Source organism: Microbulbifer mixtoriginis (SeqCode) (assembly GCF_052467705.1).
In genome coordinates this window covers 1549693-1576358 of the sequence record NZ_CP174322.1, presented here as the reverse complement: position 1 = coordinate 1576358, position 26666 = coordinate 1549693, and the positions used below count along the sequence as shown (strand labels likewise).

Genomic DNA, 26666 nt, shown 5'->3' with positions numbered 1-26666 from the left:
CTCTGTTACCGCGAAGAGAGGGTTAATAGATCAAATTCCATAAAACGTGGCGCCTCTTCCTGGCTAAAAACCTCCGTTGACCCCTCCCGTACTCGCCGTTCTCAGATTCCATTTTCTTGACCTGTACAAGCATCGATCAGCCAGAACGCAATTTCTGTCAGAAATGTTTTGAGCCCCTAAAAATTCCTGTATCATAAATCTTAATGATAGTTATCCTCATTTACGATAGCGATCAAAATGATTACTGTTAAATGTTAGGCATTCACCTCGCCCGATCAATGCCTACCAACCCTTAAAGTTTGGGCGTCAGAGAGGAAAGATGAGAATTTTAATTGCACTACTTTTTGCGGTTACTTTTGCTACCACAGCGCAAGCTAGCGATACTTCTGGAGAAAAGCCCATTCAGCACCTTAAAGTAGCGGATGTTACTTCGATGAAGGATGCCAAGAAGATTTTCGTTGAGAAAACCGCAGAAATTAAGAGCAAGCAAAAGCTTGATGCTGCTGAGCTTCACCAGATACATGTCATCACCTACACGCTTGAGAAAAGTGTTGAGTTTTTCGCAGAGAACCTAAAGGGTGACAAGCAAGAGTTGGCAAAAGAAATTGCCGTTGTTGTGGAGAATATCCATCTTAACTCCGAGAACAACCGCACAGAAAAGACCCGTAAGGACCTTAAGGAATACTTTAAATTAGCAGACAAATTTGCCGCTGGGTTTAAGCATCACTAATAAAGCTTAATCCTGAGCTTAAACAGCAGCTCTAGTCGCAGCGCTAGACTCGTCTGGTTCGATTGAAAATTGAAGGGCTAACAATCATTAGTTAGCCCTTCAATGGCAACACAACCCATTCATCGCTACACGCCACCATCTCGATCAAATTCTCAGCGATTCCCATTGTCCATATTTCCTCCTCTTTTGATCCGCCTATAAATCTCCTCACGGTGTACGGGCAAGGATTTTGGAGCAAGTATGCCTATCTTTACCTGATTACCCTTAACGCCTAATACTGTGATTGAGACATTCGCTCCAATCCGTAAGTTTTCGCCTGTACGGCGCTTTAAGATCAACATATTTATTTCCTACTGATACTCAAGCCATAGATAGACCTTCCCCGCTGAGGAAGCTTGGATAGTAACGTTTTGAGGAAATACGGGGTGGTGCGCGAGAACGGTAGGCGTAGAAAAAGAAAAGGCAGACGCAACGCCCCCAAGGCTTAGAGAATCTCTCCAAGCCGCTGATTGTGCTCCACTTTATTGAAGACGAGCGGGCTTCTAGCGTACTATGCATATAGCCATCTTGATACTGTCTTTATCAATTTGGTTAGCTGGCCCCAGGTGTTCCAGCACCTTGGGTCAGCGCCTTTTACTTATTCTTACTTCACGCGACCGTTCTCCTTTAAGGGGGTGATTTTTAAGAGAAATCTTGGTTTCTTGATTCTCTCGGCTCTCTTGAATCGAGCTGCTTTGATTATTGGCTTCAGATGGATTCTTAATCGCGGCCAAAATATCAATAAATATCTACCGATTTTACGTGGCTCTGACACTAAAACAATCCTAATAAAATCTAATAAGATTATTTTTGTGCCTATATTTTTTGTTACTCACTCATTAAAAATTTCGGTTGCATATAAAAATGGCCGTTTAGATTAATATACCCACCGCTCCCACGCTGGAGTTCAGACAACATTAGATCATCAATGCTTCGACTTAATACGTACTCCACATATCTACAGAAAAAATCTCTCCATAGACCAAAGTAACTTGCAGACTTTTAGAATATTACTGCGAGACTTAAGAGCCTCTGAATAACCCAGTGATGCCTCTACTTACAGAGTGGTTTCAATAAAAGCGCAGTTCCACAGGAATGACTAGACCTTAGAAGAAGTCTCAACATGGTGCATAAATCGCTATGAAAGCCCCTCAGGCCGACCCTTGAAGACCACATCTGCTGCTTTGCAACGCTTGCAAAGGGCTACGTCCATTCGCGGCGAACTGCACCTAACATCTTTAGCCTTCAAGATCCGCAGAGATATTACAGAGTGATTCAGAGGAACCCTGGATACCTTAACCACTCCCCAACTAATACCAGCCTGTAAAAGTTGGCGAGTGCTAGCTTAGGGATTTGCGATCATATTGACCGTGATATTGGAGAACAAGAAGATAAACCCAAAAAAAAATCATGAAATCAATGGGTTACGGGCTAACGTTAAAATTAGGATAGTAGTCAAAGTGATCGTTTTTCCAGTTTGTACGGATGTATCAGGATACTTTAAGTCTATGGTCTTAAATAAAAATTTAGGCCTTAGCGTAGAAATTGATTCTGAGATAACAATCAGGATAATAGTGGTCAGAATGATTACTATATAGCTGTTAGCCTCATACAATAAGGATTGAGTGCAATGGATGAAAGTTCATCAATGATTTTAAGAGAGATACTAGCAGTACTGTGTTTCGTGGCAGCTGTTGTCTTTGCTCTTATATCAATGAAAAAAGATGGTCGAGAACACTTCTTGAGAGTTTGTGCGCTATTTCTTGTTGGGGTCGTGACGCTTTTTGCTAATAGCCCTTATACGTATTTTGCATCCGTATTTATTATTGCTACCGCAGTTACCCAGTTGGAATTTCTTCAAAACCTTGCAGCAATTATTCGTGGCAGCAAAGAATACTTTGATTATCAGAAAGAGACACAGTCACGCAGCGATGTGAAAAGGAAAATTGATCAAGAACTCATCGAAGAAGAAGTTGCAGCTGCTGAATCCGATGAGGATGACACTGACGTGGCCGAGGATAATAGAGTTCAAGCAACAGCTGAGAATGTAATGCTAAATCTCTCCGCAAAGCAAATGGACTATAGAACCTTTGCAATGGTAGCTTATGAATATGCGTTCAATACACTTGAGGACAAACTCGGAAATTCAATTGATAAGTATCCTAGGTACATCAGCGAGAAAGGGAGACCAATTGAGTTTGATGGCGTAATGGAAACGAACTCCAGAATTATTGTATTCGAGTTAAAAACCACGTTAAGGCTTGTTATGCCGGCAAGACAGCTCATAAAGCCGATATCAAGAGTTGTCGAAGAAGCCTTGGAGCTCGGTAGACACAAGAAAAAGCCGGTAGAAGTTAGGTTGATTTATGTTGCATTTGAACAATACCTATTTAAGAACAAAGAAAGGCTACAGTCACTCGAGCAGGATTTACGTTCTGAATTCGGAAGCAAACATTTCAGTGCTGACGTAATGTCGTACAGTGATATTGGGTTGGGAGCTTTCGCGAATGAAATGCGATCTGCCAAGCAGGCTAACAAGCTAATGCAGCTGACCGCTGAAGCGGCAGCTGATTAGGGCGTTAGGAGTACCAATGAAATTTATTTCAATGCTAGTAATTCTTCTAGTCTGGCCATGTTTCTTGATTGCCGAAGAGGATATGTCACCTGAAGAGTACTTCATTAACGGTACAAATTTATTAAAGCCAAGCTCAGGATCGTTCAACCCTGAAAAGGGTTTGCGATATATGTTATTGGCCGCAGATGGGAAATATGAGCATGCACCATTTGGTTTGTGTGTAGCACTTTCTATTGAGAGGGCAATCCTCGACTTGGAACATGCGTATGCCTGGTGTTATGTTGCAGGAAAAATTGGCAACAAATACTCTGACCAAGCAAATAGGCGCTTGATCAAGGTAGGTGAGAATATTAAACAAAGTGGTGGTGCAGAGGCCTTGGAAAAAGCTAGAAAACGAGCTTTAGCAACCTATGGCGTATAGCCCACTCCTAACAAGTGACTATGGTCCTTTGTCAAGTATTTAAGCCATTTTCTCATCCCAGTAAGTGTTGTTTTTTACCATCGTATTTAGAATGGTAAGTTGCTTCCTCATACATGCGATAAGGGCTACTTTCTTTGGTTTACCAGCAGCGACCAGGCGCTCATACATTGGCTTTAATTTAGGGTGGCATTGTATTGCCGACATCATAGAAACAAACAAAACCGTGCGTACACGATGTCGCCCACCTCGAATATAGCGCTTACCCTGGAAGCTGCCGCTATCACGATTCATCGGGGCGATACCCACAAGTGCCGCAATCTCTTTGCGGTTCAGCTTGCCCAGCTCAGGAAGCTCGCTCATTAGCGTGTAAGCCAGTACATTGCCGACTCCTTTAGCGCTTAATAAGAGATCGCGTTTTTGTCGCCACTCGGCAACGCTGTTAACAAGTTTATCAAGTTGCTTATCGACTCCTTCTAGCTCTTTTTTGATGGCCTTTAAGATAGCCTGAATGGGCTTGTGAACAGACTTAGGCATTCTCTTGAGGCGATTCTTTTGCATTGTGCTCATCTCTAAGCACTGGTTCCTGACCGTCAGCAAATCACTGATGTTTCTTAGTTTTTCTGGTTTGATCGATGACAATCTTGGTTTCATTGCTTCACCAAAATGTGCGATATCAATTGCATCCAGCTTATCTGTTTTTGCGAGCCGCCCCGCTGACTTTGCAAAGTTTCTTACTTGTGAAGGATTGCAAACAACTATCGGCAGTCCCGCTTTATGAGCAGCACAGACAAATTCTAATTCTAGCCTTCCTGTGGACTCGATCAATACTCTTTCAGGTTTAAGAGGTTGTAGTTGTTTAATGGCATCCTTAATACCATTTTTATCATTGGTAACACTAAAGAATTGGCCAGTAGGTCTCACATAAATATCGAGTTGTTTACTGCTGGTATCGATACCGACATTGATCTTTTGAGGTTCCATAAGATAAGCTATCTCCGCCTTGCTATTCGGGCTCGAGGCCCACATGACTATTCGAGTTATGCCTAGTGAGTGTCTGTCACGTTCATACTTGTTATCGGTCTTTTACGAGCCGGCCAGGCAGCGAACTGTGATAAACAAGGCCTTCGGTGGCCGCCGAAGGTGGGTCTCAATTTACCCGTTAGCGAAAAGGATTTTCAACATCAGAATCGGGCAAGAACAACCATACAAGTAAAGGCACTGGACGCAGCAAAGCTGCGCCCGTGCTTTAGGCGTTAGCATTCAGTAAATATGAAATTTTTATATAGAATACTGCGTTGGCTGTTTCTTGGAACTATTGGAGTTTCAGCAATCCTTATATTCTTAACTATAGGATTTGTCTGGTTGTGGGATATAAACTCTATTAACTCAATCGGCGAGGCTAAAGAACTTCTGAGCAAACATGGCAGTATCGAGCACGAGCTAATAATTAATGAGTGCTCGAAGTTAATAAAGGATGGAGAAGAGCGCACTTTAATGCATGAGGATATCCCAGAAGTGCTAAAGTCGTTGTCGCCACAATATGTCCGAGCTTCAGAGTACTCATGTGAGGTAAACCTTTACAAACAGCCAGGCAAAGGAATTGGCTACTTTGTAAAAAAAGCTCCCAGTGGCTCTTTCATCCTTAGTTGGTTTAACCACTTTGAAAGTTGGGAAAGTCATGATATTGAAGTCAAATAGTGAACATGCTAACAATCACAGGCAGTTAGCGTCGGCCCCTATAGGGGCCTCTGCGGGACGGCCTACGCTTCTCTTCAGCCGCCCCTGCTGTGGGCGTTATAACGCACACTCACTATGAGAGATAAATTCGGCGGCGCAACCCTAGCTTTAGCAGGCTTCTTGCTAAGCATGCTAACTATTATCGATTCAATTGATGGTAGCTTTACTTACGCAAGTAAGATGAACGGTATCATCGAAATAACACTCGCCCATGGTGCTATGGATTTCTTTTTTAGCCTTTTTGGCCAGGTATTCATTGGTTTGGCTGTGGCCATACTCGGCTTAGGCATCTACTTTAAGCCCAAATTTTAGCCTCATAACAAAGCCATCAACCACCGCCCGCACACGAGCTGGACGCTCACTGCGTTGCTTCAGTTGTGCTTTATCGCTACGCTTGCACAACTAAACCAACTCCGTTCCCGCCGGTTATGGCGGCGTTTATGTTTCTGAGGATGACTAGTGCATAAAAATCAAGTTCGAAGATTTTATGAGGTTCTTTGGGATGCACACGATAAGAAAGCAATGCCATCGATCCTGCATGAGAGCTTCTTCTTCAGAGGATCATTGGGGCAGGAAAAGCGAGGTCACAAAGGTTTCGCTGAATATGTCGATATGGTTCACAAAGCGCTGGGTGATTACAGATGCATTATTGAAGATCTCGTAGAAGAGGGAGACAAGGTTTTTGCAAAGATGTCCTTTACCGGATTTCATAGAGATGAGTTTATGGGCTTTTTACCATCACATAAACGCGTAACTTGGAATGGGTGTGCTTTGTTTACCTTTGAAGGTGATCGAATCTCTGATGTATGGGTACTGGGTGATTTAAAGAGCCTTGAAAACCAGCTCAAGAAAAACGAAATATAACAGTCGCAGTCAGCAGGACCGTCGCTACGTGCCGACCTCTGCTGCAAGGCGTTAGTTTTCATCGGGCTTCGATCAATGAAAGTTATATATCTAACCTTATTAATCATCCTTTATTCTCAGCGAGCCATTTCGTTTGAATATGATCATAAGAATTTAAGCGTTGATTTGAATAATGCCACTGACATTGTTATTGCCAAGAAAATCTCAGGCCGAATTCCGTACGCAGATCTGACATATGAAATTAGCTCATATAACTCAAAGCCCATTGAGTGGCGTGACTCTCCAGCGTGGGAGAGATTGCAAGATCTGAATCGAGGTATCGACTCAACTTTCTTGGTATTGAATTCAATCAAGAGTACTTTTGAAATAGGGGATCGATTTACATTTAATGACTCATGGATACCTGTTGAATTGGGTTCAGTTCAACTGTATTTTCTATATCGAAAAAACGATCAAATCCAGTCTAATCCGTGTCATCGAATACCAATCGGCGATAACAAACAATCAATCGTCGAGCTTTCTTCAGATCCTAATGGGATTATTGGTTTGGTTTTACGCAATAAGCTATCATTTTGCGATTCAAAAAACTGACAAAGCAATGTACTTGACCTCCACTGCGCCGCTTTATTTTGTGCTTTAATAGCACAAAATCAACCAACTACGTTCCGGCCAGTGCTTTGGGCGTTATATTTTCCACTGTTAAGGAGGTAATACAATGTCAAAGGAAAGAACTAAGAGCTTAGTCGATTTATTTTCGTCTAGGCTAACGACTCTTGGTCATATTCTTGAAATTTCTGAACAGCACTTCCATCAGGAGTCAGAATCCATATTGGATTTTCGACTAATTGAAGACATGCTTCCTTTTGGCACACAGATCGCCTACGCATGTAATCAGCCTTACAATTTCTCGCTTTGGTGCAAAAATCAGGAATCCGATAATCTATCTCCTAAAATTGAGTCCTTAACTGTAGCTAAGAACCTAATTGAGCGAACTAAATCTCAACTTCAAGATTCGGAGCTAAGAGATTCAAAATTGTCAGAACTAAAGCGAATAAACCTTGGTGGAAATCAATATCTTGAGTTAGAGGGGAAGGATTACATTCAAGAATTTCTAATCCCCAATTTTTATTTTCATATGGTTTCTGCTTACAACATCATGCGGATGAAAGGGGTTCCTTTGGGAAAGGTAAACTATATGGCACATGTAGCTCCCTTGGTTAAGGTGGCATAACAAGTGACTATGGTCCTTAGTCAATTATTTAAGCCATCTTTTTTGGTTTACCAGCAGCGACTAGGCGCTCATACATTGGTTTTAATTTAGGGTGCATTGTATTGCCGACATCATAGAAAAATTAAGACTGTACGCACACGATGTCGTCCGCCTCGAATATAGGGCTAACCCTGGAAGCTGCCACTATTACGGTTCATCGGGGTGATACCGCCAAGTGCAGCGATTTCTTTACCTCGGGAAGCTCACTCATCAACGTATAAGCTAATACATTTCCGACTCCTTCTGTGCTCAACAATAGGTCGTGCCTTTGCCGCCCCTCAGAAACACTGTTAACGAGCTTATCCAGTTGCTTGTCGATACCTTGTAGCTCTTTCTTTATGGTGTTTAGAATGGTCTGGATAGGTTTGTGCACTGACTTAGGCATCCTCTGAATTCGATTCTTTTGCATTGTGCTCATCTCTAAGCACTGGCTTATTACAGTCAGTAAATCACTGATATCCCTAAGTTTTTCTGGTTTTAGCATCTACAGCCTTGGATTCATGGCCTCTCCAGAATGTGCAATATCAATTGCATCTAGCCCGTCGGTTTAGCGAGGCGTCCTTCGGATTTAGCGAAGCTTCTTATCTGAGACGGATGGCAAACGACAATAGGTAATCCTGCTTTATCTGCGGCGCAAACAAACACTAATTCGCGTCTTTCAATAGACTCTATTAATACGCTCTGAGGTTTAAGAGGTTGTAGTTGTTTAATGGCATCTTTAATGCCATTTTTAGCATTGTTAACACTAAAGAATTGACCAGTAGATCTCACATAAATATCGAGTTGTGTACTACTGGAATAAATACCGACATTGATCTCTTTAGCTTCCAGTAAGATAAGCCATCTCCACCTTGCTATTCGGGCTCAAAGCCCACATGACTATTCGAGTTATGCCAAGTGAGTGCTTTTCACGTTCATACTTGTTATCGGTCTTTTACGAACCGGCCAGGCAGCGAGCTGTGATAAACAAGGCCTTCGGTGGCCGCTGAAGGTGGGTCTCAATTTACTCGTTAGCGAAAAGGATTTTCAACATCAGAATCGGGCAAGAACAACCATACAAGTCAATTAACTTCGCGTCTGCGGCGCCGGACAGCTTGTATTGCGCTTCGCTCCGAGCCTGCTGCCGGTTATTGAGGCGTTTAGGTGACTTAAGTGCTCCCCCGCTTCGACCACCAGCTGGAGGCGTCCGATGGATAACGAGCACGATGTAGTAGTGATTGGAGCCGGATTCGCCGGACTTTCTTGTGCCGCCCGGCTAAAGAGCGCAGGTCTCACCAACTTGGCCATCGTAGAGAAGGGGGAAGGATGCGGAGGGTTCTGGCGTGGGAACTATGACCGGATCCGCCTTCACACGCCGTTTCACGAATTGCCCGATGACGGTGGGATTCGCCGCGACTACCCTGAGTTCCTTCCGAGAGACGACCTCATCGAATATTTCGAACGATACGCAGCACGCCACAACTTGCTCGGCAATATCGTGGCAGACACGGAGGTTTCGTCAATTGCTCTGGACGCCGGGCGCTGGTCGATAAGGAGCTCTAAGTCGGAATTCCGATCACGGTTTTTGGTAGTTGCCACGGCGTCCAATCGGAAACCAATTTGGCCGAAGCTTAATGGCTTAAGCGAATACGGGGGAACGGCGATACATAGTCGACAGTATCACAATGCGACCCCCTTCAAAGGCAAGCGAACCCTTGTAATCGGAAGTGGAAACTCTGCCGCAGAAATCGCTTTGGATCTCGCTGAGGGTGGCGCCCGCGAAGTCAAGATGCTCATCCGAGGTCCGCGCCATGTGTTGTCATTGAGAGGCCTGGGAATCGCTGCCCGTGTTGCGCGGTTCCTCAAGACCGGGTTCACTTCAAAGCACATTGAAGAGTCGCACGCCTATACGCGCTCTCACCCAGCGTTTCGGGAGAAACTCGCAAAGAAGGACAAGTTCCTCTCTACCTTCTCAATCGATATGAGCGAGTATGGAATCCATCCGCCGGATTCGGGCCCGGCGACCCAAATCTCATTGCACGGCCGAGTAGCGTGGATGGATCAAGGCACCGTAAAGGCGATAAAGCAGGGACGGATCAAAGTAATTGATGCGAAAGAGAATCCCCTGCAACGATTGAGCAAGAGGGGCGCCGTTTTCCAAAATGGCCACGAAGATTTTGATTTGGTTGTATTTGCTACTGGAATGGAGCCGGGGTTAGATGACTTGTTCGAGGAACCAGCAAGATTCCTAGAATGGAATGACGAGATGTCCCGCCTAATGCCTCGGACCGATGGCCGTAGCCGTAGCATCGTTGAGCCCACCCTATTCTTCCCTGGGTTCGACCTTTCGGTAAATGGGGGGCTGAGCCTTGGCCTATGGGGATTCGAGTGTGCAGATGCTATCCTGCGCCAAATGGCTTCCGTTACTGCTGCCACCTAGCAAGCCGTTGGAGGCGAACGCGTCACCGGGCGCTTTTCTTCCGCCGCGCAGCATGGTCGCTACCGAGAAGTGCCCTATTAACACGCCGATCAACTCGGGGTTAACCGCTGTACACACTATGAGACTATTTACTGATTTTTATACAAAGGTTGCACTTAAGCTTTATCCATTTAGGTGGTTATTAGTTGTGTCCTTTTTTCTTCCTTTTATAGGTTGGTCTCCTGCCTCCACGGCAATGCTGGTAATGCTATGGGTGTGGACCAATTTAGGACTATTTATTGTTTTAACTTATGGACCTATCAACCATTTAGAGGGCTCTATTATATGGAGTGACGGGTGGCGGCCTATAGCTTGGGTTTTCCTAATTCCAATCTTACTGGGAGCCTTGGCTGCAACAGTCCTAATTCCTTATGCTCTTATACAAAGTAATTAACAAACCGCAGCAGACGTTCCCTTTGATCGCCGGACTCGCACAAGCGCGAGCCGTTTAACCGGGCGTTAACCAAAAACTAATGTCAAAGAAGCGTAAAATGAGATACAGAGAGTACGTAGATCATCCACGATATGGTTCCAAGCCAATATACTCCGGAAGCAAGATGACGGCTGAAATGGCTGCGTCTGCTCATTGGAGCCTTGATAAAGATAGTGTTTTCCCCGAAACGGCTATCCCGGCAAATATTGATAGGCAGAACTATTCAATATTTCCGCGTAAGTTTTACGTAGATATAGAACGCTGTTGTATTCAATGCAGGCGATGGTTTATTTTTTTTGCTAACGAGCAGAAGCACTGGTTTGAAGGGCTGGGGTTTTATGTTGATGCCGATTGTACCAAATGCGTCGACTGCAGACAAAATGATCAGAACATCAAGCTGATGCAAAAGAGATACCAGATCCTTAGTGTGAAAAAAGATCGTAATGCAAAAGAGATATCTGAGCTTAAAAGAATTGCCTTAGAGCTATTTCAGTTGGGATATATCAAAGATCAAACTAAAGTGGATAGAATTGGCTAACAAACGCAAACAAACCGGCCTATCGGCCTCGACTCACAACGCTCACGTTTCTTGCAGACGTTAGATTGCCATGGTCAAGTCATTATCAACCGTTGTTTTAGTAATCTTGATATTGCTTGCTATGAAGCAGTGGATGCTTTCTAAAGATAAGCAAGAAAAACTTGCCAGACTCAATGCAATTGAAACAGCAGAACAGTGCCTCGCGGTTGGTGGGGAGCTTCGTCCTGTATGTATGTCCGGTACTAGAATGTGCATCATTAACTATTCAGATGCCGGAAAATCCTGTCTAAGTAGCTCACAATGCCAGGGTGAATGTAGGGTTTCGGAGAGTAAGGCTGGCAACGTTTTTGCCATGGGTCAGTGCTCTACCTCCAATAATCCTTGTGGTTGCTGGGCAAATGTCGAGCTAGGTATGGTAAACCATGCTATTTGCTTCGACTAAATCTAACAAACGCAAGCAGGATGCTACGGCCCAGCAGGCCTCCGCGGACGTTAAGGCACTATGAAACTACTACCAATATTTTTGTTTCTTTGTTCCAGCACCTGCTACAGCTGGGAATGTGCCGAGCGTGATCCGCCAGTTTGCATAGAGGAATTCTAGAATCAGCGCCCCAGAGTTATTGTTGCCCAAGTGGTTTCAGGAAAGTACGATCTGAAAGCAAAAGATGAGTATGAATACCAACTTTCGGTCAAGCATTGGCTTAAAGGAAATTTGGGAAGAAACTTAAATATATAGAGCCGTGATTCTTTACAACTTCCAATTGGCGAGAAATACATTTTTTCAATTAAAAATAGTACGGTTGATTTTTGTGAATTGATTTTGCCGTTTTCGTATAGCTGGCTAGAGCGTTTTGATATTCCAGTGGAGCAGGCTCGTGTAGAAAAAATTGTGGAGCTTTCAGGTTACAAACCTTAACGATACACAATGCAGTCAATGTTAGAGAAACTATGAATAACGAATACAGAGCAAGGGATTGGATTAACTTCATTTTAGAGAGATGTCAGTTCCCTGATACACAAGCGCTAAAGAATCATCTCGACAAAGCCGTGTTTTCTGAGTTCTGTCAGTGCGGATGTAATAGCTTCAAAGTTCTGGTCCCGGATTTCACCAAGGCCATTGCAGTTCCAGGTAAATATGGTGTAATTTTTGAAGCAAACTTTAATCTTGCAGAAGCAGGTAAAACGTTAGAGATCCTAATATTCTCTGGAAAATCAGGAATGGTTGAATACATAGAAATAGACTGTAGTGGTAACAACTTTCCTATCCCAGAAATAGTTGAGGTTGTTGGAGAACCGTTTCATGTCAGTGCCAGTAGTGCGCTTGCTCTCTAACGAAAGCCGGCACAAGCAGGGACTCCGTGTGCTGAACTCTCAACAAGTTACTCCCCTGTACGGCGGGCGTTATGAAACAACATAAAGTCTCATTACCTGTATTCTGACAACTTAGCAACTTGTTTCTACTGATTTCACCTTCATTTCACCTCTGCTTCTTTAAAGTGCTGCTCAACCAGTTCTTTAAAGGAGCTAGCCATGTCTAGCAGTATTCACTTAAAGCAAATTGACCATCATTTTACCTTGGCCAAACAACAGGTCAGCCTGTTTGAGGATTTAAATATTGAACTGCACAGTGGTCAGTCTTACGCCATTGTGGGGCCCTCTGGAGTAGGTAAATCAAGCTTATTACTGTTAATGGCGGGTCTTGAACCTCCCGTTTCTGGCAAAGTGCAATTCCAGAAAAACGGTAAGCCGCAGCTATTAAAGAGCCTGCGTCAAAGCTCAGGTTTTATTTTTCAGCAGTTTCATTTGTTACCCGAACTTGATGCCTTAAACAATATCGCGCTGCCTTTAAAACTAAAAGGCGATAAACGTGCATTAACCACAGCCAAATTATGGCTCGACAAAGTGGGGCTAGATGAGCGAATGTATCATAAACCACAGCAGCTCAGTGGTGGTGAGCAACAACGGGTGGCCATTGCCCGTGCTTTTGCCATACAGCCGCAATTTATTTTTGCCGATGAACCTACGGGTAACCTAGATGAGAAAACCGCGCAACATATTGCGCAATTGATGTTTGATTGCTGTCAGCAAAGCGGCGCGGGGCTGGTACTCGTCACTCACTCGATGGAATTAGCGCAGCAGGCCGATACTTTGCTGCAATTGGGTCAAGGCAAATTAACGGTCATGGCGCGCAACCAAGCTGCGTCTAGGGTGGGCGCATTATGCTGATTTTATTAGTGTGGCAATTATTCCGCCAGCAATACCATCAAGGGGATACGCGCTTAATTCGCTGGACCCAAGCAAGTTTGATGTTCTTCATTTTAACGCTCAGTTTGACCAGCAGTTCCATTCAGGCTTATTTGGCCAATAATTTGCAACAAATGCTTGGCAGCGATTTGGTAATTTCTCAGCATCAAGCCCTAACCGATGCGCAACTAAACAAGTTGCACCAGCATGCACAGCAGTTGAGCGTGAGCCAGCTGGTGAACGTAACCTTGACCCATGATCACCATTGGCAAGCGGTGCAGTTAAAAGCAGTGGATGATCATTATCCAGTACAAGGCACCGTGCAAGTGGCGTTTGAGACGGATGGACAAGGACAATCCCTGAGCCATGGGCCTAAACCCGGTGATATCTGGGTCGATAACCGATTATTTGCTTCGCTGCAGCTCGCCCTTGGCCAATCCTTAGATATGGGGCATGGACAATTAAAGCTCACAGGTTTGGTACAACATGAACCCGACCGCCTGCTCGAAGGCCATTCGGTGGCGATGCGGGCATTGGTGCATCTGGATGACCTTTCACTGATACAAGCCAACAATGCCCACTTTCGCTATTTACTTGCGGGGGATGAAAGCGAACTGAACACCCTAAAACAATGGGCCACTACTGAGCTAGTAACTGCACAGCTTTATGACAAAAACAGTGGCCATCCACTGGCAATGTTTTGGAAACGGGTTGAGAATTTTGTGGGCTTAGCATCGGTACTGTTGTTTTTGATGGCGGCCATTGCCATCGACCAAGCCGGTCGACGTCAGTTGTTATCCCAGCAGCGTTTTGCGGCGGTGTGTTTGGCCATGGGCAGCGATAAACCCCGAGTGTTTGCTTTATCATTTGGTCAATGGCTATTAACAGTCATTGCAGGGCTAATTCCGGCAACCGCCTTGGCATGCGGGGCGGAATACCTAATTTTGCAGCAAATGCAGACACAGTTTGCTGACCTAACCACCACCTGGGTATGGACAGATTTACTCAGCAGTTACGCGCTTTTGTTGGCTCTATTGGCAATTTTCCAAATTCCCAATTGGTTAGTGATGGCCAAAGTAACCCCGGCACAGTTGATTCGCCAAATGTCGAGTCCGAATCACTTATTGCCTCGCTATGGATTTGCGTTAATTAGTGTAGCTACGGTGGCTTTTGTTTACTCCGACAACGGTCTGCTAACGGCCATGACGCTATCCGCTATGGCAGCCACCTTGATGCTGATGATGGTATTGACTTGGTTCGTGCTGAGTTTGGGCCATACGGTGACGAGCCGTGCAATGGGTATGATGGCTTTTGGTTTTTATATGATGAAACAGCGCTTACTCAGCAAATCCATTCAAATTTTAGGCGTTGGAATGTGTGCCACCTTGTTGCTGTTCACCTTGAGTTTGATGAAAGACATTGGCCAAACCATGGAAGGCTATACCCGCGAGCACGATGGTAATCTGATCATCACCCAGGCTAATGAACAACAGGTGCAAGACATTCGCCAATGGAGTGCACAAACTGGCAGTGACATTCGCCAATTAAAGCCGTTTTGGTACGGGCAGTTAAGCCATATCAATGGCCAGACGTTGACGGAATTTGCCACCAGCCCCAGCGAAAGTTTGGCTAGTTTACAAAAGCCTGTCCGCTTGCATTTCAGTATTCAGCAAGCAACCAACAACCAAACGGTGACAGGCCAACGCTGGCAAGATCGAGATGCCGACTGGCAACAAGTGTCGGTAGAGCAAGAAGTCATGACTGATATGGGGTTGAAACTCGGCGACCAATTACAGTTTGAAGTTGCGGGGCAATCTTTGAACTTTGAAATCAAAGCCAGTCATAAATACATGCCTGGCAAAGGTTCCATCACCTTTTGGTTTAATGTGCCACAAAGTACCAAGAACCAACTTCAAACACCGCCACTTTATATGGGTAGCCTTGAGCTTGCGGACACTGCTTGGAGTCAGCTGGCAGAGCTTTGGCAGCGTCACCCATCATTGCGGTTAATCTCGGTGCGCGAATTGACGCAACGCTTTGATGATACTTTGTCGATGGTGATTAAGCTGGTATCTGGATTTAGTTTGATGATTATTTTACTGGCACTGCTGGTGATCAGTGCGTCGGTCAAAGGCTATGAAGCTGATGAGCGTAAAAAGAACGCTTTACTGATCAGCTTTGGCCAATCACGTCTTGCTTGCGGTAAACTAAGCCTGTTTGAGTGGTTGCTGACTTCTTTAATTGCTAGCGTGGGGGCCATTTTAGGTACTAACCTTACGGCTCAATTGATCTATCAGTCTCAATTTGGCATCAATTACAAGCCAGATTGGTTATGGATCATGGCTACTTTACTTGTCAGTGCATTGGTGGTTTGCAGCGCTGGCATGATAGCCAATCGCAGCAGTTTAAAGTTTTCCGTTGGGGCCCTATTAAGGAACGGAGGCTGAATACAAGTTCAATTTTGTTCGTGGAAGATCAGCAGGATTTGGCCAATAACGTCATCGAATATTTTGAGCCCAAAGGGCTGTCGGTGGATGACGTAAGTAGGTCTCAATATACCCGTTAGCGAAAAGGATTTTCAACATCAGAATCGGACAAAAACAACTATACAAGCACAGGCAGTTTGTTCCAGCCCTTCTGGCCTCTGCTGACGATAAGACGGCCATGTATAACGATATTGATAACAATTGTATTGTTGCTTTCAGCCTGTACAAGTACCAAAGAGCAGAGAAAGCCGGAGCCAAAGTTTCAGGTTCAAATTGAATCTTCGGGAGTGGAGTATTCAGTTGCAAGAACTATTGCATTGCAATATCTCTCCTATGTGTCACGGTACAACTATGATGGTGAAAGTATTTAAGTTAGCAAATGTGACGGCACAGAGACCAATGAGTGCCATTATTATGTGAGCCATATAGGAAATGGTTGTGGCTGGGGCTCACATGTCATTGAGCAATGCATATCAGATAAATGTACTTTCAGTTTTACTCCATACAATGCCGGGACCGTAATTTGTGAATAACCTTAACAAAGGGATTCAATCAACGCCCAAAGCTATACACCTTCTTGTGCAAGGACCTGCATCCCTATTATGCTACAAACAACGTCCCACTTCGGCTACCTGTGCTGGCAACGTTAGGTCTGAATAAATTATCTGAGATCTTCAAGAAGATGGAAGTTGATAAAAGCGACGCTCGAAAAAGAGCCAATCAAATTAAGCCTTATCGCTGTAAAAATCTAATATGTGTTCTTGAATACCCGATGGATATGAAGAACATAGGGACAGTCATTCGAAACGTCAATGCTTTAGGCGTCGAAAAAACCTATATTATTGATCCACGCAACTCATTGCCTGATGAATGGCAGGAAATGAGAGAAAGGAAATCACTCTCAAAACCGTCTGTCTCAGCAATCAAATGGAGCTTTGTAAAGCGATTTGATAGTACCAAAGAATGCCTGGATCATTTGGCGAACAACAGATTTACCTCGATTGTTACCTCTCCTCATACAAAAGGAAAAGACAACTTTATATTGCATGAGGCCGATTACACTCAGCCTAGATTAGCAGTATGGTTTGGTAACGAATCTAGAGGTATCAGTGATCTTGCAGTCAAAAATAGCGATTTCTGCGTATCTATTCCAATGTTTGGAATGATAGAAAGCTTAAACCTTGGAACAACTTCTGGGATTGTATTGTATGAAGTTACCAAGCAGCGCCGCGAGTTCCAGGAAAAGTATAAGCGAGCCAACCGCCGCACCTGACAGAGTAATTCAGCTGACATCTTGCTTTGTGCATTCTGATTTAGTTTTCACTGGAAAGTAAGCTATTTTTTCGTAAAATAATCATACAAAAATTTAGATTTTTTTCTACACCCTCGTTAAGCGCTAAGGTGATCACTTGCTAGTAACCGTTGCTAGATTCTCATTTCCATATGAAGCCCAGATTGCAAAAGCAAGACTTGAGTCTGAAGGAATAAGCGCTTTCATTGCAGATGAGCACACAGTCAATATGCAGTGGCTATATTCTAATGCTATGGGTGGAGTAAGGCTTCAAGTGTCGGAAAGCGACCTTGATAAAGCCCATGAAATCCTTAAGCAAGACCGCTCCAATCTTGTAGACCAAGAATTAGGGTGTGAAGGGGAAAGGAAATGTGAGTCCTGCTCTTCACGAAATGTTGAGCCATTTACCAAGGGAAAAAAGCCCGCATTTTTGGTCTTCTTACTCTTGGGTATGCCTCTATTTTTCTACCAACATGGTATTAAGTGCAAGGATTGTGGCCATTTCCAAAAACTTAATAATCACAAGTAATAAGGCATCTGCCCTTCGAGCCTCCGTCGGGCTATCTAGGTGAGGGTATTCTTTACCCTCTGGTCGTTCGAGTATGGTCAATAATCCGGACAAACAGTGACTCAAATAGCTGTAAGTGTTCACCGTGACCTCAACATCCGAAATGAGCCTAAAATTCGCGATTATATCAGTGTGATAAGGACGTCCAAGTTTATGAGGGTGATAACATTTGACCGCCAGTTCTTATTTACCGCAGATGGGCTTAACCGTGACATCCACGCCTAAACCCAAGGTGCCGTTAATAGGGGAAAATAGTTCACAGCAGCCAACTTTCAGCGGATTTTCCTGTCTGCTTGGGCAAGGTGCAGTTGACTGAGCCATCGCCAACCAACTTAGTCATACTCAATAACTTCGTTGTCACAAGATTATTGGTGATCCCCAATTAATGCGCGCAAAGTGAATGACCAGAGAGTACCAATAAGAAAAATACTCCTAACACAATAAATGTTTGTGGGAGCATTATTACTTCAATGTGTAAAAGGCAACTCCCGACGCAAGGGTCAGAACGGTGGCCAACGTTAATAACAGAATAAAACACTGCAACCGACTTAGCGGCATCAAACTGGCTTGCCCCCAGTCGACATAGACTCTACCTGCACAAGCATAGAATTTCATAGATAAACTCGATGCCCCCTTGATGGTGTTTTAGATTTCATCTACAGAGTGAAATGAAGTCGTTGAGATTGGCCCCACCCTTCCAGATAAATTAATAAGCATAGTACAAAGCAGATGACTTCAACCTATTTTTTTAGGTAAAGCTATAGTTATATAATTCATCAAGCGTTAAGACTCTGGCTTAAATGACAATATTTTACATACAGAGAAAACCATTATGTGTTTTTCAGCCACAGCATCATTCGGATCAGCAGCTGTTCTTCTTGTTGGTGGTGCTTTGTGTACAAGACACGCTATAAAAAACGATAAAACCTATTTATTGCTCGCGATTACCCCTATCCTTTTCGCGTTACAACAAGCGAGTGAAGGTGTGGTATGGATTGGATACAACGGAAATTTAACATCACTGACAACCGCAGCCTCCATTTTCTATTTGTTTTTTGCTCTGCTTTTTTGGCTTGCCTGGATACCAACCGTAGCCTTTAGCCTTGAAACAAAAAAGTGGAAAAGGATTTTTTTTATCACATTAATCATCATAGGTTTTGTTTTTGGCTTATATCTTTGGACACCCGTCCTATTAGAAACAGGACCAAGACATTTAGTAAAAACCAGCGTATGTGGGCATAGCTTATGTTACATACTGTCCGATGGCAGTTTGTTTTCCATTACAGCAGGACATATTATTTATTCTTCACTAGGTTTTTTATTTTTATTATCAAGCAACCGAGTTTTTAGGAAATTTTGGGCACTTGTCATGCTGTTCGGCGTTATCATCTACTTTACACAGCGTGAAACGTGGGTATCAACCTGGTGTTTCTTTGCTGCATTATCTACCTTATGGATTTATTTTCTATTAATGAATGATTATAAAGCAAAGATGAAAAAACAGGCATGATAATTGTAGTGGCAAAGCTAATTTGGCCACGGCGTAAAGGGAAAGACCTGCAAGGAGTTTTTTAAGGATCTAAGGAAGCGATGCTTTTGACCTAATGCTTGCTTTCAACATCACCAAACGAGTTACTGCATCAAACTATGGTATAGTGCTAACAACACTATACAAGCCAACACCGGCCATTAAAATATTATGGATCTCAAATTTTTTTCGCCCAGCATGAAAAGATTGTTTTTCACTCTGTCAGTTATATTTATTTCCGGATGTGTTTCTACCGCTAACATATATGAGAGAAATGCGAAAGCCAATGAGCTAGAAGCACAGGCTGAGGACGCCAGAGTAAACAATAATTATTCCATGGCCACACAACTGGACAGAAAGGCAGAGAAGCTACGAGAAAAAGACTCTATCAACAAAGAGGATATCGTTGCAGGTATTTTTTCCGAGCTTTTTAAGCAGTTGTTCGGAGGAAGCTCTAAAAATGATCAATATGGTTGGCAGTAAAGCGAAGCACTAAAGTAAACCTTTACCAACAAGCATTAGGCGGTTCAAGATATCTATACCGAGGCTGATGGTACAATCTGATTTGGACCGGCTTATTTTACAATTAGATATCGATACTATTTAACTGGTCACTGTGATTCTGGGATAGACGAGATCTTATTATCCATGCGAAAGGATACATTAGCCTATCGAGTTTAGGGTGGGTGTTTAAATAACCCACCTGCTTAAAAAACACCCAACTCTTTTCCAATCAGAAGAAGCCCCCGCTGGGCTGCTAATAGTATGCTTCACACGGGACTGGTTGCCGGATAGCTTAGTGATAACTATGATCAGCAACTACACCCGAACGCTGCCCGATGTGTTTAAAAGCCAAACTACCGGAAAACCCGTGCACCCCATACTCTCCATAGAAAACCTGCAGTGCCGCTACGGCGAGCAGGTGGTTATCGAATCAGTTTCCTTTGCTTTACAGGCCGGGGAGATTGCCTGCTTATTGGGCCCCAGCGGCTGCGGCAAAACAACCCTGCTGCACGCCATCGCTGGATTTCAGCCAGTCGTTGCAGGGAATATTCAACTGTCTGGAGAAGTAATCTCTTCTCCCAAAGTAAAGGTTCCAGCGGAGCAGCGGAAAATTGGGGTGGTATTTCAGGACTATGCCCTCTTCCCACACCTCACCGTTGAGCAAAATATTGCCTTCGGTATCCAGTCAATGCCGAAAGGCCAACGGCAATCTCGTACTCAGTCGTTGCTACAGCTAGTACGCCTGAAAGGTTTTGGACAACAGTATCCGCACCAACTATCCGGCGGTCAGCAGCAGCGTGTCGCTCTGGCTCGAGCACTGGCACCGCGCCCCAAGTTGTTGCTGCTGGATGAACCCTTCTCTAATCTGGATACCGAGCTGCGCCGCAGTCTCGCCGCCGAAGTCCGCCATATACTGCGCGAAGAGAAGATCCCTGCGATTATTGTTACCCACGACCGCCACGAGGCCTTTATTGCTGGAGACAAGCTGGGAGTACTCAGCCAGGGTCAATTACAGCAGTGGGACAGCCCACAGGATACTTATCAGAAGCCAAAGAATTTGGCGGTTGCGAGAATCGTCAGTGAAGGGAACATTATCTCCGGCACTGTCCTGGGCAATGACCTGATCAGTACCCCATTAGGGGAAGTAAATATGCCGACAGCTGCATACGAAAATGGAGATAGGCTCGAACTGTTTGTGCGCAGTGAGGATATTGCCGCAGGCGAACATCCCGGTGCGGTTATGGCTCAGGTTGTGGAAAAGAATTTTCTCGGCAATCAGGTGAGCTATCGCTTCCAGTTAGCCGCAGGGGAAACTGTCGAGGCCGCTTTGAATGCCAATGTTCAAGCCGCTCCCGGTGATAAACTTCCCCTACGTCTCTCCTCTGCGCTGGTGTTTGACCAGGCCCGATAGCAGCTATCAAGACAGGGCGGGCGCTTCAGAACTCGCCAGGGCTGTGCGCTCCTCACCTCTGCGCCACCCAATGGAACGACTCAGCAAAATCACCGGGATTAATCCCACCAGGACAATCAATAAAGCCCCCAGAGCTGACCGTTCCAGCATCTCATCAGAAGCAAACTGGTAAACATAAGTCGCCAGGGTGTCAAAGCCGAAGGGGCGCAGTAGCAACGTCGCCGGCAGTTCTTTCATACAATCCACAAAGACCACCAAGCCACCCGTTAGCAGCCCTGTACGCACCAAGGGGAGGTGCACGGCCCACAGGGTTTGCCAGCTATTGCGCCCCAGAGAGCGGGCAGCCCTGTCCATTGATGGGGTTACCTTCTCCAGACTGGATTCTATGGCCCCCGTGGATACCGCCAGGAAGCGCACCGTGTAGGCAAAAATAATGGCAAAAATACTACCGCTTAACAGTAGCCCTATGGAGATATCGAAGTGCTCACGTAAAAAAGCGTCGACGGCATTATCAAATGCGGCCAGTGGAATCAGGACTCCAATCGCCAATACCGCCCCGGGCATTGCATAACCCAGCTTGGAAAAGCCGACCAAGAGCCGTACGGACCTTTTGGGTTGCAGTCGCTTACCGTAAGCCAACAGCAAGCCCAGCAGTACGGAGACCAGTGCTGCTGCAATAGACAGTAACAAGCTATTGCTGGCGATCTGTATAAAATCTTCGCTCCAATAGCTGGAAAAGTTACTAAGTGCGTATCCACCCAGAACCAGCAGGGGAATAATAAAACCGGCCACCAACAGTAACCCACAGAACAACAGGGCTACACCAGCCCGCCAACCGCACAATACATAACGTTCACGCTGGGAATTTGGCGACTGTACAAAGTGCTTCTGCCTCGCCCGCCCCATTCGCTCCAGCGTAATTAACAGAACAACAAAAATCAGGGTGCTACAGGCAATTTGTGCCGCCCCCCCTAAATTACCGCGGCTCAGCCAGGTATCGTAAATCCCAACACTCAAGGTGCGCACCGCAAAGAAGTCGACAGTGCCGAAGTCATTCAGGGTCTCCATCAGCACCAGTGACAAGCCCACCGCAATTGCCGGGCGTGCCATTGGCAGGGATACGCGCAAGAAGCTCTGCCAGGGCGTGCAGCCCAATGACCGGCTCGCGGCCCGTATACTGCCGCACTGTTCGATAAAGGCCGCGCGCGAGAGCATATACACATAGGGGAAGAGCACCAGTGACAGCATGGCAATCGCCCCACCCATACTGCGGATCTCAGGGAACCAGTAATCCCTGGCCGTCTGCCAACCAAACCAAGTCCGCAAGGACTTTTGCACTGGGCCCGCGTACTCCAGCAAATCTGTATAGACGTAGGCAATCACATAGGCGGGAACTGCAAACGGCAGTAGCAACGCCCACTCGAACAACCGGCGCCCGGGGAACTGGCACATGCTCACCAGCCAAGCGCTGCCAACGCCTGCTATCAACGTTACTAAACCGACACCACCAGCCAGAATCAATGTGGAGGACACATAGTGAAACAGCACCGTGTCTAACAGGTGCGGCCAGATATTTTCTTCAGGGAAAAATGCCAACCAAAAGATAGATAGCACTGGCAGGGCTACCAGTAGGGAAATAGTAGCTACCAGTAGCAGCCAGCGGGACGCTGATAAATTCGCTCGGTTTAGCATGAATTAAGAAATCAAAAGCTCATTATAAAAGAACGGCCCTGGTCTCTCGACAGGGCCGTTCGAATAAGGCTGAGATAGTGCTGCCAATAGGCTGGGCAGCAACTCCCATTCAGTTAATCATTCTAAAAGTCAAAGCGTACTTCATCAACCATACGGGAAGCCGCCGGAACGTAGGAACCGATTTCCGTGAGGCTCAGATCGTCTTCTTTAAACTCACCCATATATTCCTTGATCAACTCAGAGCGAGCAGTACCGGGGCGTACAGGGAACTCAAAATTTTTCTCAGCGTAAGCGTATTGAGCATCGGCACCACTGAGGAATTCCAGCAGCTTAACGGCGTTTTCACGGTTGGGGGCATGCTTGGTCAGCGCCGCGCCGGAAATAAACATATGGGTACCGCGATCCTTCTGGTTAGGGAAGACCAGGTTTACAGACTTGGCCCAATCCACCTGCTCCGGCTGCTCCTTATTGGTAATCATTTTACCGAAGTAGTAGCTGTTACCCAGGGAAAGGTCGCAGACACCTTCGCTAATGGCTTTCACCTGTGCACGGTCATTGCCCTGCGGCTTACGCGCCAGATTCGCTTTCACGCCTTGCAACCACTCTTTGGTTTCTGCTTCACCGTGGTGGGCGATCATGGAGGCGATCAGGGACAGGGTGTAGGGGTGCTTGCCGCTGCGGGTACAGATTCGCCCCTTCCACTTAGGCTCTACCAGCTCTTCGTAGCGAGTGATCTCACCGGGCTTAACGCGGTCTTTGGAGGCGTAAATTAAACGCGCTCGGGTTGTCAGGCCGAACCAGTTACCGGCCTTATCACGGAATTGCGCCGGGATATTGTCTTCCAGGATTTCACTGCTTACCGGTTGGGTCAGCTGCTTATTAAGCAGGTCCATCAGACTACTGGTATTGGAAGTCAGAACCAGATCGGCAGGGCTGTTGCGCCCTTCCCTTTGCAGCCGCTCGTTCAAGCCTTTGCTGGCGTAGACCACTTTGGTCTCAATACCGGTTTTCTCGGTGAACTCCTGCAAGATCGGCTCAATCAGGAAAGGTTGTCGGTAGGAGTAAATATTTACTTGCTCAGCGGCATTGGCCCCAATGGCACCAATCAAACCAACAGTTGCAATCGCTTTTTGAAATAGAGATCTGGTAAACATGGGAGTCCTATCACCCTGGGGTTAATTTGAGAAGCATTCTCATTTGGAAAGGTATTAATGTCAACCTGGAACTTCTCTACCCAGCAAAGTCGCAAAATCCCTCCTATGCTTATGCTTAGATTCAAGCCAGTCACCTGCAGAGGCTCTATGCATTACCTTATTCTGCCACTCGCTCTGGTTTTTGCCTTATCCGGCTGTGACCGCAAGGGTGAGCCACATAAGGCCCAATCATCGGGTAGTGAAGTAACCGCTGGTCAAACAGCCAGCGAGGCAATGAAACAGCCGATTAAGCGAAACGCGAGCAGCACGGCGGAAGACCCCACCAATCAGCTACAGGCTACCGCCTCGGGTAGTGAAACCATTTGTACACCGGGCTGGTTTACCTGGGTACAGCGGCAAGTGATGGCCCAACAAGATGGCGACCTGAAAAAAATGTACCCATCAGGTCTACCCCCCATTGGCAGTGCAGAGTGGTTTGATGCAATCACCAAGCTGACGGGCGGCAACCTGGCCGATGTAAAGCCCGGCAGCCCGGAGTGGTGTCTAGCAGTTCAGAAACGTCTCAGTCACCCCGGTGACCAGGGCCTGTAAGGCAATCAAAAGGCCAAGTATCTTGCTGAGTAAAAGCGAGATGTAAACCTTCTATTACCCGGTCAATTTTTCAACCGGGTCCGCAAGCGAGGTAGTGAAAAATGAAGTTCTTCAGCAGAATGTTGCTGGCACTAATCGCCGCAACCACGCTACAAGTCGCCATCGCCGACGAGAAACCCCCTCCCGGGGCTATGGCACTCTCTATGGTGCTCACAAAGTTAGAGCAACAGGGTTACACCCCTATTGTGGAGGTAGACCTGGAAAGAGGACGCTGGAAAGTGGAGGCCTACAAGGGCGATCAGAAATACGACCTGATTGTGGATCCTAATTCAGCAGAGGTCCAATCCGAAAAACCCGATAACAGCTGACTCGCATAGTCTGCGATCATTCCTACCAGCCCTCCCCGGATTAGGGATACTCTAGGGAGGGCCTGAATTCATCACAGTTTTTACCAATGTGGTGGCAACTCACGTAACCACAGTGATTATGTCTATTCACTGACGTAATTGGTCAAGCACCGCGAGGATGAATGCGTTAGTCTGGTCTAAGACAAACGCCAAAGGATAATAAAATGACCATCCAGACGCTTACTCGGCAGGATGCAGACAAGGCGCTACTCCAGAACCAGCTAGACAACCAGCGCCGAGCCCATCACGCCAACCCTGTTCCCAGCTATCAGCAGCGTGTTCAAGATCTAAAAACCCTGGCACGAATGCTGCGTGAACAGCAGGAAGCCATCATTGAAGCCATATGCTGTGACTACGGCAATCGCTCGCGGGAAGAAACCCTGCTATTGGAGATATATCCTGCGCTTTCCGGCATCAAGGATGCCATAAAGAACATCAAGAAATGGATGAAGCCCAGGCGGCGCCATATCGACTTCAAAGCCTACCCCCTGTCAAAAAATACTGTAGTACCTCAACCCCTGGGAGTAGTTGGGGTAATCGTGCCGTGGAACTTCCCCATTAACCTTAGCTTTTCACCTCTAACCAATATCTTTGCCGCAGGCAATCACGCAATGGTAAAGATGTCTACCAACTCCTGTCGGCTTGCTGAGTTGTTAAAGGAGGTTAGCCCCAAGTATTTTCCAGAGGAGAAACTCTCTTTTATTGCTGACTATGGTGAAATAGGCCCCCTATTTTCCAGCCTAAAATTTGACCACCTAATTTTCACCGGCTCCAGCACTACCGGGCGGGCCGTGATGCGCTCCGCTGCAGAAAACCTGACTCCAGTTACGCTAGAGCTTGGAGGGAAGTCCCCCGCTATCATCGCCCCCGATTTTCCCATCGAAAAAGCTGCGGAGCGTCTGATCCACTGGAAAATGGTCAATGCCGGGCAAATATGTGTCAATGTAGATTATCTCTTCATCCCTGAGAACCAACTGGATACCTTTATTGAGCATGCCAAGCGGGTAATAAAAAAGCACTTCCCCAACTGGCAGAGCCCTGACTATACCTCCATTATTGACAACGCAGCCTACCAGCGCCTGTGGAAAACACTGGATGATGCCGTCGATAAGGGGGCTAAGGTTTACGACCTGAGTGCCGGAGAACTCAAACGAAATGACAGCCTGCGAAAGTTCCCTCCCCATCTATTAATCAACGTAAATCGGGACATGCTGGCAATGCAGAGGGAAATTTTTGGCCCGCTTCTGCCAATTATGACCTACTCAAGGCCTGAAGAAGTCATTGACTATATCAATACTCAGCCACGACCACTGGCAATTTATCCCTACACGAACGATAAGAACCTGCAAAATCGCTATATTGAGCAAATTATGTCTGGCGGTGTGTCGATAAATAACTGTGTATTACATGTTGGACAGCACGATATTCCATTTGGCGGGGTTGGGGAAAGTGGCATGGGTCATTACCACGGTTACGAAGGCTTCCTTACCTTCTCCAAATTGCGCCCCATCTACCAACAGGGACCAATCGACCTATTGAAATTAATGCGCCCCCCCTATGGAAAACTTTCCAATAAACTATTGAACCTTATGCTCAAGATGACCCGATAAAATTAGGTACTGGAAAGCATAATCGTATTTAAAAATAATAACCCGGCGAACCCATACGCCGGGTTATTATTTTCGATTCATTCAAACATTTAATTAAAATCACTGGCGTAATGAT

The 26666-nt window shown here is 45.7% G+C and carries 26 protein-coding genes; 21 read left to right on the top strand and 5 right to left on the bottom strand.

Annotation, left to right across the window (positions count from 1 at the left end; genetic code table 11):
- Positions 1–319 precede the first annotated feature (319 nt).
- Entirely contained in the window at positions 320–730 is a 411-nt protein-coding gene (locus ACJJIB_RS06950; RefSeq protein ID WP_444888330.1) for a DUF6746 family protein, read from the top strand.
- Between the two features lie 152 nt (positions 731–882).
- Here ACJJIB_RS06950 and csrA read toward each other — a convergent pair whose 3' ends face one another.
- Positions 883–1071, bottom strand: a complete 189-nt coding sequence (csrA, locus tag ACJJIB_RS06945) for a carbon storage regulator CsrA (RefSeq protein WP_444888329.1) — start codon at positions 1069–1071, stop codon at positions 883–885.
- 1328 nt (positions 1072–2399) lie between these two features.
- Between csrA and ACJJIB_RS06940 the strand changes: the two genes are divergently transcribed.
- Positions 2400–3344 carry a hypothetical protein gene (locus tag ACJJIB_RS06940; RefSeq protein WP_444888328.1) on the top strand — a complete coding sequence of 315 codons (945 nt, stop codon included), beginning with the start codon at positions 2400–2402 and terminating at the stop codon, positions 3342–3344.
- A gap of 16 nt (positions 3345–3360) precedes the next feature.
- Positions 3361–3765, top strand: a complete 405-nt coding sequence (locus ACJJIB_RS06935) for a hypothetical protein (RefSeq protein WP_444888327.1) — start codon at positions 3361–3363, stop codon at positions 3763–3765.
- Between the two features lie 39 nt (positions 3766–3804).
- On the opposite strand, the gene ACJJIB_RS06930 is transcribed toward ACJJIB_RS06935, so the two are convergent.
- Complete coding sequence (locus tag ACJJIB_RS06930; RefSeq protein ID WP_444888326.1) at positions 3805–4746, bottom strand: IS110 family RNA-guided transposase; 942 nt, start codon at positions 4744–4746, stop codon at positions 3805–3807.
- Positions 4747–5034: 288 nt separating this feature from the next.
- On the opposite strand from ACJJIB_RS06930, the gene ACJJIB_RS06925 reads away from it, so the two are divergent.
- The 5 genes from ACJJIB_RS06925 to ACJJIB_RS06905 all read left to right on the top strand — a co-directional run bounded on the left by ACJJIB_RS06925 (position 5035) and on the right by ACJJIB_RS06905 (position 7597).
- Complete coding sequence (locus ACJJIB_RS06925) at positions 5035–5463, top strand: hypothetical protein (protein ID WP_444888325.1); 429 nt, start codon at positions 5035–5037, stop codon at positions 5461–5463.
- A 114-nt stretch (positions 5464–5577) separates the two neighbouring features.
- Positions 5578–5814 carry a hypothetical protein gene (locus ACJJIB_RS06920; RefSeq protein ID WP_444888324.1) on the top strand — a complete coding sequence of 79 codons (237 nt, stop codon included), beginning with the start codon at positions 5578–5580 and terminating at the stop codon, positions 5812–5814.
- 147 nt (positions 5815–5961) lie between these two features.
- The gene (locus tag ACJJIB_RS06915; protein ID WP_444888323.1) at positions 5962–6366 is read left to right on the top strand and encodes an ester cyclase; all 405 of its coding nucleotides are present in this window, start codon (positions 5962–5964) and stop codon (positions 6364–6366) included.
- A 75-nt stretch (positions 6367–6441) separates the two neighbouring features.
- Entirely contained in the window at positions 6442–6957 is a 516-nt protein-coding gene (locus tag ACJJIB_RS06910) for a hypothetical protein (RefSeq protein ID WP_444888322.1), read from the top strand.
- Positions 6958–7081: 124 nt separating this feature from the next.
- On the top strand, positions 7082–7597 hold the full coding sequence (locus tag ACJJIB_RS06905; RefSeq protein WP_444888321.1) for a DUF1993 domain-containing protein: 516 nt from the start codon (positions 7082–7084) through the stop codon (positions 7595–7597).
- Positions 7598–7790: 193 nt separating this feature from the next.
- Here the strand turns inward: ACJJIB_RS06905 and ACJJIB_RS06900 are convergent, their stop codons facing one another.
- Positions 7791–8009: a hypothetical protein gene (locus ACJJIB_RS06900; protein WP_444888320.1), complete on the bottom strand. Its 219-nt coding sequence runs from the start codon at positions 8007–8009 to the stop codon at positions 7791–7793.
- An 816-nt stretch (positions 8010–8825) separates the two neighbouring features.
- On the opposite strand from ACJJIB_RS06900, the gene ACJJIB_RS06895 reads away from it, so the two are divergent.
- The 10 genes from ACJJIB_RS06895 to ACJJIB_RS06850 all read left to right on the top strand — a co-directional run bounded on the left by ACJJIB_RS06895 (position 8826) and on the right by ACJJIB_RS06850 (position 21097).
- Complete coding sequence (locus ACJJIB_RS06895) at positions 8826–10055, top strand: flavin-containing monooxygenase (RefSeq protein ID WP_444888319.1); 1230 nt, start codon at positions 8826–8828, stop codon at positions 10053–10055.
- A gap of 596 nt (positions 10056–10651) precedes the next feature.
- Positions 10652–11065 carry a zinc-ribbon domain containing protein gene (locus ACJJIB_RS06890; protein WP_444888318.1) on the top strand — a complete coding sequence of 138 codons (414 nt, stop codon included), beginning with the start codon at positions 10652–10654 and terminating at the stop codon, positions 11063–11065.
- 948 nt (positions 11066–12013) lie between these two features.
- The gene (locus ACJJIB_RS06885; RefSeq protein ID WP_444888317.1) at positions 12014–12397 is read left to right on the top strand and encodes a hypothetical protein; all 384 of its coding nucleotides are present in this window, start codon (positions 12014–12016) and stop codon (positions 12395–12397) included.
- A gap of 198 nt (positions 12398–12595) precedes the next feature.
- A complete protein-coding gene (locus tag ACJJIB_RS06880) occupies positions 12596–13291 on the top strand; it encodes an ABC transporter ATP-binding protein (RefSeq protein ID WP_444888316.1) in 696 nt (231 codons plus the stop codon).
- Entirely contained in the window at positions 13285–15756 is a 2472-nt protein-coding gene (locus ACJJIB_RS06875; RefSeq protein ID WP_444888315.1) for an ABC transporter permease, read from the top strand. Before ACJJIB_RS06880 ends, ACJJIB_RS06875 begins: the two co-directional genes overlap by 7 nt.
- 721 nt (positions 15757–16477) lie before the next feature.
- Positions 16478–17068, top strand: a complete 591-nt coding sequence (locus tag ACJJIB_RS06870; protein WP_444888314.1) for a TrmH family RNA methyltransferase — start codon at positions 16478–16480, stop codon at positions 17066–17068.
- Positions 17069–17204: 136 nt separating this feature from the next.
- Positions 17205–17615, top strand: coding sequence for a putative signal transducing protein (locus ACJJIB_RS06865; RefSeq protein ID WP_444885747.1), 411 nt, complete (start codon positions 17205–17207; stop codon positions 17613–17615).
- Positions 17616–18486: 871 nt separating this feature from the next.
- Complete coding sequence (locus ACJJIB_RS06860; RefSeq protein ID WP_444888313.1) at positions 18487–19164, top strand: DUF6629 family protein; 678 nt, start codon at positions 18487–18489, stop codon at positions 19162–19164.
- A gap of 189 nt (positions 19165–19353) precedes the next feature.
- Positions 19354–19665: a hypothetical protein gene (locus ACJJIB_RS06855; RefSeq protein WP_444888312.1), complete on the top strand. Its 312-nt coding sequence runs from the start codon at positions 19354–19356 to the stop codon at positions 19663–19665.
- A gap of 325 nt (positions 19666–19990) precedes the next feature.
- A complete protein-coding gene (locus ACJJIB_RS06850) occupies positions 19991–21097 on the top strand; it encodes an ABC transporter ATP-binding protein (protein ID WP_444888916.1) in 1107 nt (368 codons plus the stop codon).
- Between the two features lie 6 nt (positions 21098–21103).
- Here the strand turns inward: ACJJIB_RS06850 and ACJJIB_RS06845 are convergent, their stop codons facing one another.
- Positions 21104–22789, bottom strand: coding sequence for an ABC transporter permease (locus tag ACJJIB_RS06845; RefSeq protein WP_444888311.1), 1686 nt, complete (start codon positions 22787–22789; stop codon positions 21104–21106).
- Between the two features lie 122 nt (positions 22790–22911).
- Positions 22912–23943, bottom strand: a complete 1032-nt coding sequence (locus tag ACJJIB_RS06840) for a Fe(3+) ABC transporter substrate-binding protein (RefSeq protein ID WP_444888310.1) — start codon at positions 23941–23943, stop codon at positions 22912–22914.
- Between the two features lie 147 nt (positions 23944–24090).
- On the opposite strand from ACJJIB_RS06840, the gene ACJJIB_RS06835 reads away from it, so the two are divergent.
- From ACJJIB_RS06835 to ACJJIB_RS06825, 3 genes are all read left to right on the top strand, one after another.
- The gene (locus ACJJIB_RS06835) at positions 24091–24534 is read left to right on the top strand and encodes a hypothetical protein (protein WP_444888309.1); all 444 of its coding nucleotides are present in this window, start codon (positions 24091–24093) and stop codon (positions 24532–24534) included.
- A gap of 101 nt (positions 24535–24635) precedes the next feature.
- Entirely contained in the window at positions 24636–24902 is a 267-nt protein-coding gene (locus ACJJIB_RS06830) for a PepSY domain-containing protein (RefSeq protein WP_252084977.1), read from the top strand.
- A 203-nt stretch (positions 24903–25105) separates the two neighbouring features.
- Positions 25106–26551: a coniferyl aldehyde dehydrogenase gene (locus ACJJIB_RS06825; RefSeq protein ID WP_444888308.1), complete on the top strand. Its 1446-nt coding sequence runs from the start codon at positions 25106–25108 to the stop codon at positions 26549–26551.
- The last annotated feature ends 115 nt before the right edge of the window (positions 26552–26666 follow it).

Bases quoted from the DNA above. Each gene is read 5' to 3' on its own strand.
- ACJJIB_RS06870 (WP_444888314.1), top strand. From the start codon at position 16,478: ATGGAAGTTGATAAAAGCGACGCTCGAAAAAGAGCCAATCAAATTAAG.
- ACJJIB_RS06835 (WP_444888309.1), top strand. From the start codon at position 24,091: ATGCATTACCTTATTCTGCCACTCGCTCTGGTTTTTGCCTTATCCGGC.
- ACJJIB_RS06860 (WP_444888313.1), top strand. From the start codon at position 18,487: ATGTGTTTTTCAGCCACAGCATCATTCGGATCAGCAGCTGTTCTTCTT.
- ACJJIB_RS06885 (WP_444888317.1), top strand. From the start codon at position 12,014: ATGAATAACGAATACAGAGCAAGGGATTGGATTAACTTCATTTTAGAG.
- ACJJIB_RS06830 (WP_252084977.1), top strand. From the start codon at position 24,636: ATGAAGTTCTTCAGCAGAATGTTGCTGGCACTAATCGCCGCAACCACG.
- ACJJIB_RS06920 (WP_444888324.1), top strand. From the start codon at position 5,578: ATGAGAGATAAATTCGGCGGCGCAACCCTAGCTTTAGCAGGCTTCTTG.
- ACJJIB_RS06855 (WP_444888312.1), top strand. From the start codon at position 19,354: ATGGATCTCAAATTTTTTTCGCCCAGCATGAAAAGATTGTTTTTCACT.
- ACJJIB_RS06905 (WP_444888321.1), top strand. From the start codon at position 7,082: ATGTCAAAGGAAAGAACTAAGAGCTTAGTCGATTTATTTTCGTCTAGG.
- ACJJIB_RS06850 (WP_444888916.1), top strand. From the start codon at position 19,991: ATGATCAGCAACTACACCCGAACGCTGCCCGATGTGTTTAAAAGCCAA.
- ACJJIB_RS06950 (WP_444888330.1), top strand. From the start codon at position 320: ATGAGAATTTTAATTGCACTACTTTTTGCGGTTACTTTTGCTACCACA.
- ACJJIB_RS06825 (WP_444888308.1), top strand. From the start codon at position 25,106: ATGACCATCCAGACGCTTACTCGGCAGGATGCAGACAAGGCGCTACTC.
- csrA (WP_444888329.1), bottom strand. From the start codon at position 1,071: ATGTTGATCTTAAAGCGCCGTACAGGCGAAAACTTACGGATTGGAGCG.
- ACJJIB_RS06895 (WP_444888319.1), top strand. From the start codon at position 8,826: ATGGATAACGAGCACGATGTAGTAGTGATTGGAGCCGGATTCGCCGGA.
- ACJJIB_RS06930 (WP_444888326.1), bottom strand. From the start codon at position 4,746: ATGGAACCTCAAAAGATCAATGTCGGTATCGATACCAGCAGTAAACAA.
- ACJJIB_RS06890 (WP_444888318.1), top strand. From the start codon at position 10,652: ATGACGGCTGAAATGGCTGCGTCTGCTCATTGGAGCCTTGATAAAGAT.
- ACJJIB_RS06845 (WP_444888311.1), bottom strand. From the start codon at position 22,789: ATGCTAAACCGAGCGAATTTATCAGCGTCCCGCTGGCTGCTACTGGTA.
- ACJJIB_RS06875 (WP_444888315.1), top strand. From the start codon at position 13,285: ATGCTGATTTTATTAGTGTGGCAATTATTCCGCCAGCAATACCATCAA.
- ACJJIB_RS06880 (WP_444888316.1), top strand. From the start codon at position 12,596: ATGTCTAGCAGTATTCACTTAAAGCAAATTGACCATCATTTTACCTTG.
- ACJJIB_RS06840 (WP_444888310.1), bottom strand. From the start codon at position 23,943: ATGTTTACCAGATCTCTATTTCAAAAAGCGATTGCAACTGTTGGTTTG.
- ACJJIB_RS06940 (WP_444888328.1), top strand. From the start codon at position 2,400: ATGGATGAAAGTTCATCAATGATTTTAAGAGAGATACTAGCAGTACTG.
- ACJJIB_RS06925 (WP_444888325.1), top strand. From the start codon at position 5,035: ATGAAATTTTTATATAGAATACTGCGTTGGCTGTTTCTTGGAACTATT.
- ACJJIB_RS06935 (WP_444888327.1), top strand. From the start codon at position 3,361: ATGAAATTTATTTCAATGCTAGTAATTCTTCTAGTCTGGCCATGTTTC.
- ACJJIB_RS06910 (WP_444888322.1), top strand. From the start codon at position 6,442: ATGAAAGTTATATATCTAACCTTATTAATCATCCTTTATTCTCAGCGA.